The sequence below is a fragment of the Microcystis sp. BLCC-F209 genome (assembly GCF_041928595.1).
Lineage (GTDB): Bacteria > Cyanobacteriota > Cyanobacteriia > Cyanobacteriales > Microcystaceae > Microcystis.
The window spans coordinates 1-7,345 of the sequence record NZ_JBHFLL010000078.1; the positions used below are offsets into that span (position 1 = coordinate 1).

The 7,345-nt window shown below is 43.6% G+C and carries 7 protein-coding genes; 4 read left to right on the forward strand and 3 right to left on the reverse strand.

Annotated features, from left to right (window positions below; translation table 11 throughout):
* Window positions 1-280 precede the first annotated feature (280 nt).
* Complete coding sequence (gene corA, locus ACE1AQ_RS04915; RefSeq protein ID WP_008205859.1) at window positions 281-1,438, reverse strand: magnesium/cobalt transporter CorA; 1,158 nt, start codon at window positions 1,436-1,438, stop codon at window positions 281-283.
* A 191-nt stretch (window positions 1,439-1,629) separates the two neighbouring features.
* Between corA and pdxA the strand changes: the two genes are divergently transcribed.
* Together pdxA and ACE1AQ_RS04925 are read left to right on the forward strand one after the other, a co-directional pair.
* Window positions 1,630-2,646 (forward strand): 4-hydroxythreonine-4-phosphate dehydrogenase PdxA, encoded by a 1,017-nt coding sequence (gene pdxA / locus ACE1AQ_RS04920; RefSeq protein ID WP_110545778.1) that lies wholly within the window; start codon window positions 1,630-1,632, stop codon window positions 2,644-2,646.
* Window positions 2,647-2,982: 336 nt separating this feature from the next.
* Window positions 2,983-3,453 carry a GNAT family N-acetyltransferase gene (locus ACE1AQ_RS04925; protein WP_008196836.1) on the forward strand — a complete coding sequence of 157 codons (471 nt, stop codon included), beginning with the start codon at window positions 2,983-2,985 and terminating at the stop codon, window positions 3,451-3,453.
* On the opposite strand, the gene ACE1AQ_RS04930 is transcribed toward ACE1AQ_RS04925, so the two are convergent.
* Together ACE1AQ_RS04930 and ACE1AQ_RS04935 are read right to left on the reverse strand one after the other, a co-directional pair.
* Window positions 3,389-4,246, reverse strand: a complete 858-nt coding sequence (locus ACE1AQ_RS04930; RefSeq protein ID WP_008196837.1) for a sensor histidine kinase KdpD — start codon at window positions 4,244-4,246, stop codon at window positions 3,389-3,391. The genes ACE1AQ_RS04925 and ACE1AQ_RS04930 overlap by 65 nt on opposite strands.
* Window positions 4,201-4,788 (reverse strand): L-threonylcarbamoyladenylate synthase, encoded by a 588-nt coding sequence (locus ACE1AQ_RS04935; protein WP_008196839.1) that lies wholly within the window; start codon window positions 4,786-4,788, stop codon window positions 4,201-4,203. The genes ACE1AQ_RS04930 and ACE1AQ_RS04935 overlap by 46 nt, the downstream gene beginning before the upstream one ends.
* Window positions 4,789-4,981: 193 nt before the next feature.
* Between ACE1AQ_RS04935 and ACE1AQ_RS04940 the strand changes: the two genes are divergently transcribed.
* Complete coding sequence (locus tag ACE1AQ_RS04940; RefSeq protein ID WP_008196841.1) at window positions 4,982-5,509, forward strand: GIY-YIG nuclease family protein; 528 nt, start codon at window positions 4,982-4,984, stop codon at window positions 5,507-5,509.
* A 79-nt stretch (window positions 5,510-5,588) separates the two neighbouring features.
* Window positions 5,589-6,623, forward strand: coding sequence for an anthranilate phosphoribosyltransferase (gene trpD, locus ACE1AQ_RS04945; RefSeq protein WP_008196843.1), 1,035 nt, complete (start codon window positions 5,589-5,591; stop codon window positions 6,621-6,623).
* Window positions 6,624-7,345: the final 722 nt, after the last annotated feature.

Consider the following 7,345-nt stretch of genomic DNA (forward strand, 5'->3'; position numbering starts at 1 on the left):
CCAGCTTTGGTGGGTAAAATGTATTCTAAGATACATTTCTCAAGAGCGAGGGGGTGGAACGAACCACAAAGACACAAAGGACACAAAGATCGATCGATCCTATGTCAATTAAACTTATCACACAGAACCTAGAAGAGCCGGCAGAGAGGGAGCTTGAGGAATTTTCTACAGTGTAAGTTCGGAAGAACCTGAATTATGAATTGGGGAGGTGGGGAAATTGAACTAAAACCCTAAAACCCCAAAACCCCAAAACCTGCCTCCTGCCTCCTGTCTTCGTTAACTAACTTTTTGCTTCCTCTTTCAGGGAATAAATTGGTTTAAACCAACCTTTGCGCCAGAAGTAGAAAATCAAGCCTCCCGCTACGGCTAACATGATTAACCAAACAATAAAATAACTCCATTCTCCTTTTAATTCTGGCATATTCTCAAAGTTCATGCCATAGACACCAACGATAAAAGTTAAGGGAATAAAAATGGTTGAAATTACGGTTAAAAACTTCATAATTTCGTTTAATTTATTGCCCATAGTGGACATATAAACATCCATCAAACTCGCCGCTAATTCTCGATAAGCTTCGATAATTTCCAGAATTTGAATGACGTGGTCGTAGGAATCCCGAAAATAAATTTGTACTTCATCGCTGACTATACCATGATGGTCACGCATCAGTAGATGTAGGACATTTCGCATCGGCCAAATTAAGCGACGCAGTGCCAATAATTCCCGACGGACATCATAGATTTCCTGCATAGTATCTCGATCGGGATTACTAATGATCATATCTTCCAAAGCCTCAATCCGATCTTCGTAGTGTTCTACCACGGGAAAATAACCATCAATAATCGTGTCTAATAATAAATAGGTTAAATAATCCGCTCCCGATTTTCGTACTCGTCCCTGGGAAGTGCGAATTCGATCTCTGACTATCTCAAAACAGTCCTGTAATTCCTCCTCTTGAAAACTCAAAAGATAGCGTTTTCCCAAGACAAAACTGACCTGTTCTGTATCAAAACCGCTTTCATCTTCTTTCAGTCGCACCATCTGAGAAATCACTAACAATTGATTGTTATAGTCCTCTAACTTGGGTCGCTGCGGCACATTAACCACATCTTCTAATAACAAAGGATGCAGATTAAAAATTTCTCCCACCTGTTTTAAAACCGTCTCACTCCCTAACCCTTGAATATCCATCCAAGACACGGTATTTGTGCCAATATAGGGGGCGCAAGCATTGGGTGTAATATCCACCTTGCGAATGGCGTTATCTTCATCGTAGTCAATTAAAATAATCCGCGAGGGTTTGGCATCCGGTTCGATAATTAATGTCCCCGGTTCACTACCCGGTTCATCATAAAAATAATCGAAGTAGTCTTCTTCCTCGTCTCCATCGGTATCGGGACGGTTGTTAACGAATATATCGGGTTGTAGTTGGGTCATAAGCTTACAACAATCTGGCTAATTTGGGCAATAAGAAAACAGAAAAGTTAAAAAATTTAATTTGCCTAAAGTTACTATCTATCGCCATGAGATTACAGTAAACTGAAGATTGTTTACTGATTTATTCCCTCCTGATAATTGTCAACGATCAGATTAATCGGGAGAATTAGCCATCTTGACGGCCAAAATTTATGGAATCCGCCTATTTTATTCCCCGTCTAGTTATCCCCGTCGGTGATCCCGCCGGGATCGGCCCTGAAGTGGTGTTGAAAGCGATCGCCGATTCCCCAATCTCGTCTATTTGTCAGATTACTCTAATCGGCACCAGAACGCTTCTCGAAAAAGCCTATCACGATCCCCATCTCCTCGATCGCTTTTCTCTGATCGATTTGCCCTACAATCAACAAAAAATCGTTTGCGGGCGTGGGGATGCCCATAGTGGTGAAATTAGCTTTCTTTACCTGCAAGAAGCCATAAAACGCACCCTCAAGGGCGAATTTGACGGTATTGTCACCGGTCCGATTGCCAAATCCTGTTGGCAGTTGGCCGGTTATGATTTCCCCGGTCAAACGGAGGTTTTAGCTACCATGGCGGGAATTAACCGTTATGGGATGCTATTCGTCGCTAAATCCCCTCACACTGGCTATAGCTTACGCACTCTCCTCGCCACTACCCACATCCCCCTGCGAGAAGTTCCCGATACTCTTAACCCCGATCTGATGACCCGAAAACTAGACCTATTGATCGAGTCTTTAAAGCTAGATTTCGGCATCGATCGCCCAAAAATCGCCATATCCGGCCTTAATCCCCACAGTGGCGAAGCGGGAAAACTGGGAAGGGAAGAAAAGGACTGGTTACAGCCTTGGCTGCAGTCAATGGGACAGAAATACCCGCAAACCCAATTAATCGGCCTTGTCCCCCCCGATACGCTTTGGGTGGAACCGGGACGCGCTTGGTTTAGCGGTGCAGGGCAACCCGCCGACGCATATCTGGCATTATACCACGATCAGGGCCTAATTCCCGTCAAATTAATGGCTTTTGACTGTGCTGTTAATACTACCATCGGTTTACCTTTTGTTCGCACCTCTCCAGACCACGGTACGGCTTTTGATATCGCTGGTCTTGGCATCGCTAGACCCCAGAGTATGCAAGCGGCGATCCAATTAGCGATCGAATTATGTCAGCAGCGCCGTATAGATGGGTTTTAGCTGTTGGGGGTTGGGGAAATGAGAATTATGAATTAGGAAGTGGGAAGTGGGAAGTGGGAAGTGGGGAAGCTGTCTCATCACCCTATCACCCCAAAACCCTATCACCCTATCTCCTCCTGACTGCTGACTCCTATCTCCTGACTGTTGACTCCTGATTACTGATTAATAGCTTGTCAAGAAATCACGATAAATCAACTAGAGATTATCTTAGACATTTAGTATAATCAAACACATAGATTAGGGGAAATTGCTCATAAATCAGCCCGATCGAGCGTGAATCCTCTTTCTCGGCCAAATATCTTTCCCTATTTTTTAGTCGTAGACTAAGCAAATATCATGATTGATTGTAGTCAGATTCAGTTTGACGAGGATAAAAGCAAGATAGATCTATTGCAACTACGAGAATTATTTAATTTAACCGCATTTTGGGCAATAGATCGCCGTTTAGAAGATTTAGAAACCGCAATTGACTATAGTGATCCGGTGGTGACGGTGTGGAATGAGCGGCAATTAATTGGTTTTGCTCGGGCCACTTCTGACGGCATTTATCGGGCCACTATTTGGGATGTGATCGTTCATCCCGATTATCAGGGAGCGGGTTTAGGGCGTAAATTAGTAGAAACAGTCTTGGCCCATCCCCGAATAAATCGGGTGGAAAGAGTCTATTTGATGACTACTAATCAAGAAAATTTTTACCAGCGCATTGGTTTCCAAAGCAACGCCACCACGACGATGGTATTATTTAATCGTTATCCCGAGGATTTTTCCTATCCGGCGATCGAGGTAAAGAAAAAACGATCCGTGTGAGCTTGTCCTGACTATTGTTATCGATTTGATCTAAGCTCATTTCCCCCTCCGATACTTCGATAATTCCCTTCGCTAACTGGAATTTAAGACCGGGAGAAAGACCGAGAGCTTGAGTAAATTGTTTAACTTCTTCTGGCTTTGATTCTAAACTCAAGGATGAAATTTCTGGCATTGGCCAGAGAGCCATTTCCCCCGTAAATTCTAGGGTAATAGTGACTTTTTTTTCGTCAAGAGCGCTTACGGATATACAAATAGAGCCGCTCCTTAGATTGGCGATCGCTGCATCGACGAGAAGGACAAGAGCAGAAAATAAACGCTGATAATCGGCAATAATAGCAATATCATCGGTTAAAGGGCTAAATTTAAGCTTAATATTGCGATTAGCTGCCTGTAAATGGGTTAAACTTGCCCAATCTTCCCAAAGTTTAGTTAAAGAAAAAATTTCTTGCTCGAGGGGTATAGTACCCGACTCTAGTTTAGAAAGATTAATCATCTCATCCAGCATTGCCATCAGTTTACAGCCCGCCAGTTGCCCCTGGGCGATAAATTCCCTTTCTTCGGCCGGACTTTCACAAAGATCGGCGAGAATCATTTGATGGAGACTGATCATACTGCTCAATGGCGATCGCAATTCGTGGGCAACCCGTCCCAAAAAACTGCTTTTGAGGTGATTAATTGCCACGGCCATCTGATAAGCGAGGCGAGTTTGCTGTAATTCCCGTTTTAAAGCGTCAATATCGTCCATATTTACAGAAAAACTGCCCCTTGTCGTAAGATATCCCATCCTTGACATTGCCAACGCGCGACAGTGGAGGGTTGTCCACTATTGATTATTCCCCATGCTTGCCTTTCTGTGGGCGCTAACACCGTCACCGAGGGAAAAGTAGTCATAATCGCTTCTGGAGTTAATAAAGGCTCTTGTCCTGACAGATTAGCACTTGTGGTCGCTAAAACACCAGTTCGACCGAGAATTTCTCTTGCGATCGCATGAGCGGGAACTCGGATCCCGATCGTGCTAGGATCTTTAGGGTTAAGAACTTTTGGTACTTTTTCAGAAGCGGGTAAAACCAAAGTTAAGGAGCCAGGCCAGTATTTTTCGGTCATTTGCCGCCAAATTTCCCTTTCTTCCTGATTTCCCTTGACATAATCCCATAAATCTGCTGCTGAGGCCGCCATGAGAATTAAGGGTTTATCAAAAGTCCGTTTTTTAGCGGCAAAAATTAAGGCAGCATAGGGGGGAGAAACCGCTAAAGCGGGAACTGTGTCCGTGGGAAAAGAAACCACTTGACCACTGAGAGCTGCGTGAACAATTTCGTTAAGAGAAGCAGTAGGCATTGAGAATTGATTATTTTTGGGGACTAATTTAGCCTAAGACTTTTTGGTACAATTTTAAACGGGTAGGGTTGATTCATGAATCAACCCTACCTTGAATCAACCCTACCTTGAATCAACCCTACTTGATCAGCGGGGTATCTGAAAGTTTTTAACACCTACCTACTTATCTCCAACCAATTATCGACAGTTAATTATGAACGAGCCTGATACTTTTGCTAATCTCGAACAATTAGAATATATTCCCTACCTAGATGCCACCGGTAATATCTGTGTTGATTTCCAGGGAAAAATCGGGGTTTATGCCATTTTTAATCGAGAGCAAGTCCTAGAGTTTGTTGGCTATTCTCGTGATATTTATCTCAGTTTAAAACAACATCTTGCCCGACAGCCTCAAGCTTGTTATTGGCTAAAAATCCAGGTGATTGAGCGTCCTAATCGAACTATTCTCGAATCGATTAAACAAGCTTGGCTAAGAGAAAGTCAGGCAGTAATCGGCAATGAAAAAATCTGGACAGAACCAATTGATGCTAAATTAGCCATGACTGACATAGAAAAAGAAATTTATCAAAGTGCTGACGAATTAGGGAAAATGAAGTTATTAAAACAGGTATCCAGACGAGTAGAAAATGATATTTTATCAACCCTAGAAAAACGGGGAGTCCAGATGGAAATTCGTTTTAATCCTAAGTTAAAAGAACAGGGTTTGCTCGATTTAAAGTAAAAATGACTAGGAGCGATCGATTCCCCAGACAAACCGCTATGATATTATATCGCCCCCTCCCCACAGCAATGGAACAGCGATGACCACTCCAGACTGGCCAAACCTACTGCAGCAACTACTCGATCGAAAATCCCTTTCCCTTAACCAAGCTGAAGAATTAATGACCGGATGGTTAAACGGTCAGATTCCAGAAGTTTTATCGGGGGCGATTTTAGCGGCTTTGCAAGCAAAAGGAGTCTCGGCCGCGGAATTAGCGGGAATGGCCGGAGTTTTACGGCAACAGTCTCGCTTAGAAGACCCTAAACCCCATACTACTCCCGTTATCGATACCTGTGGCACCGGCGGTGACGGGGCCTCAACCTTTAATATTTCCACTGCCGTGGCCTTTGTGGCGGCCGCTGGGGGCGTAAAAGTGGCTAAACACGGCAATCGCTCTGCCTCCAGCAAGGTCGGTTCGGCCGATGTTCTAGAATATCTTGGGGTTAATTTGAGCGCCCCTAGCGAGAAGGTGGCGGCGGCCCTAGATGGGGTGGGAGTGACTTTTCTTTTTGCCCCCGGTTGGCATCCAGCCCTGAAAAGTGTGGCTAATCTCCGCAAAACCTTGAAAGTTCGCACGGTTTTTAATCTTCTGGGCCCTCTAGTTAATCCTCTCCGTCCCACAGGTCAAGTTATCGGGGTTTATGACCGGCAATTTCTCACCCCCATGGCCACGGCTTTAGCACAAATGGGAACCCCAAAGGCGATTATTGTTCACGGCCGGGAAAAACTCGACGAGGTGGGGTTAGGAGACCTGACCGATATGGCTTTATTAAATAATGGCGAGGTGATTTCTGCGGCGATCGATCCCTTGTCAATTGCTATCCCCAGAGCCAGTTTAAATGCCCTTAAAGGTGGGGAAGTGCCAGAAAATGCCGAAATCCTCAAAAATGTCCTGCAAGGAGGGGGAACGCCGGCTCAACGGGATGCTGTGGCGATTAATGCCTCTCTTGCCCTACAGGTGGCAGAAAAGGTCACTTTTGGCGACCATGCAGCCGGTTTCGCCCTCGCTCGCGACATTTTAGCCAGTGGGTTAGCTTGGCAAAAATTAGAGGAGTTGGTTAAGTTTCTCGCCTAGTACAGTTCACAGGGGTTAGTCTCGATGAAAAAATTTTCACCCCCACAGATGAAAGAGGTTTCCTTCCCTACACCCCACACCCCACACCCTCTTTCAAGTCAGGAGACTCCGAGACAGGAGATTGCTTTTATTTATTCTCCCTATCTCCCCACTTCCCCACTCCCCCACTCTGCAATAATTACTCCCAGCCAGAAATAGGTTGGTGTATATCATACTTTGTGCTTTTTGTCAAAAAAACTTTTTTTTTGCAATAAAACTACATAAAAAAAAGATCATCGTTAGGGGTGAAATTGACTGATTTACCCGTTTTAATTAGGATCACCTTCTAGGTGTGGCAAGGGTTTCAAGCATTGCTGCCCAAAAAAGCACAGAATAACCCATTATGAAATTCAGTAAAATCGCTGTAACTATGATAACATCGTTGTTAAATAAAAATCTTTCTCAATTAATTCTTAAGAATTTATAAATATTGCGGAATGTTAATTTAAATATTCTCAAGTTTTTGCAGTCAATGAATAATTTTTGCTTATCTTTGTCGGAAAATAGAACTTCTGCAAAAATCCAACATCTACCATTGGGTTAGGAGTCAGTTATCAGTTATCAGTTATCAGTTATCAGTTATCAGTTATCAGTTATCAGTTATCAGTTATCAGTTATCAGTTATCAGTTATCAGTTATCAGTTATCAGTTATCAGTTATCAGTTATCAGTTATCAGTTATCA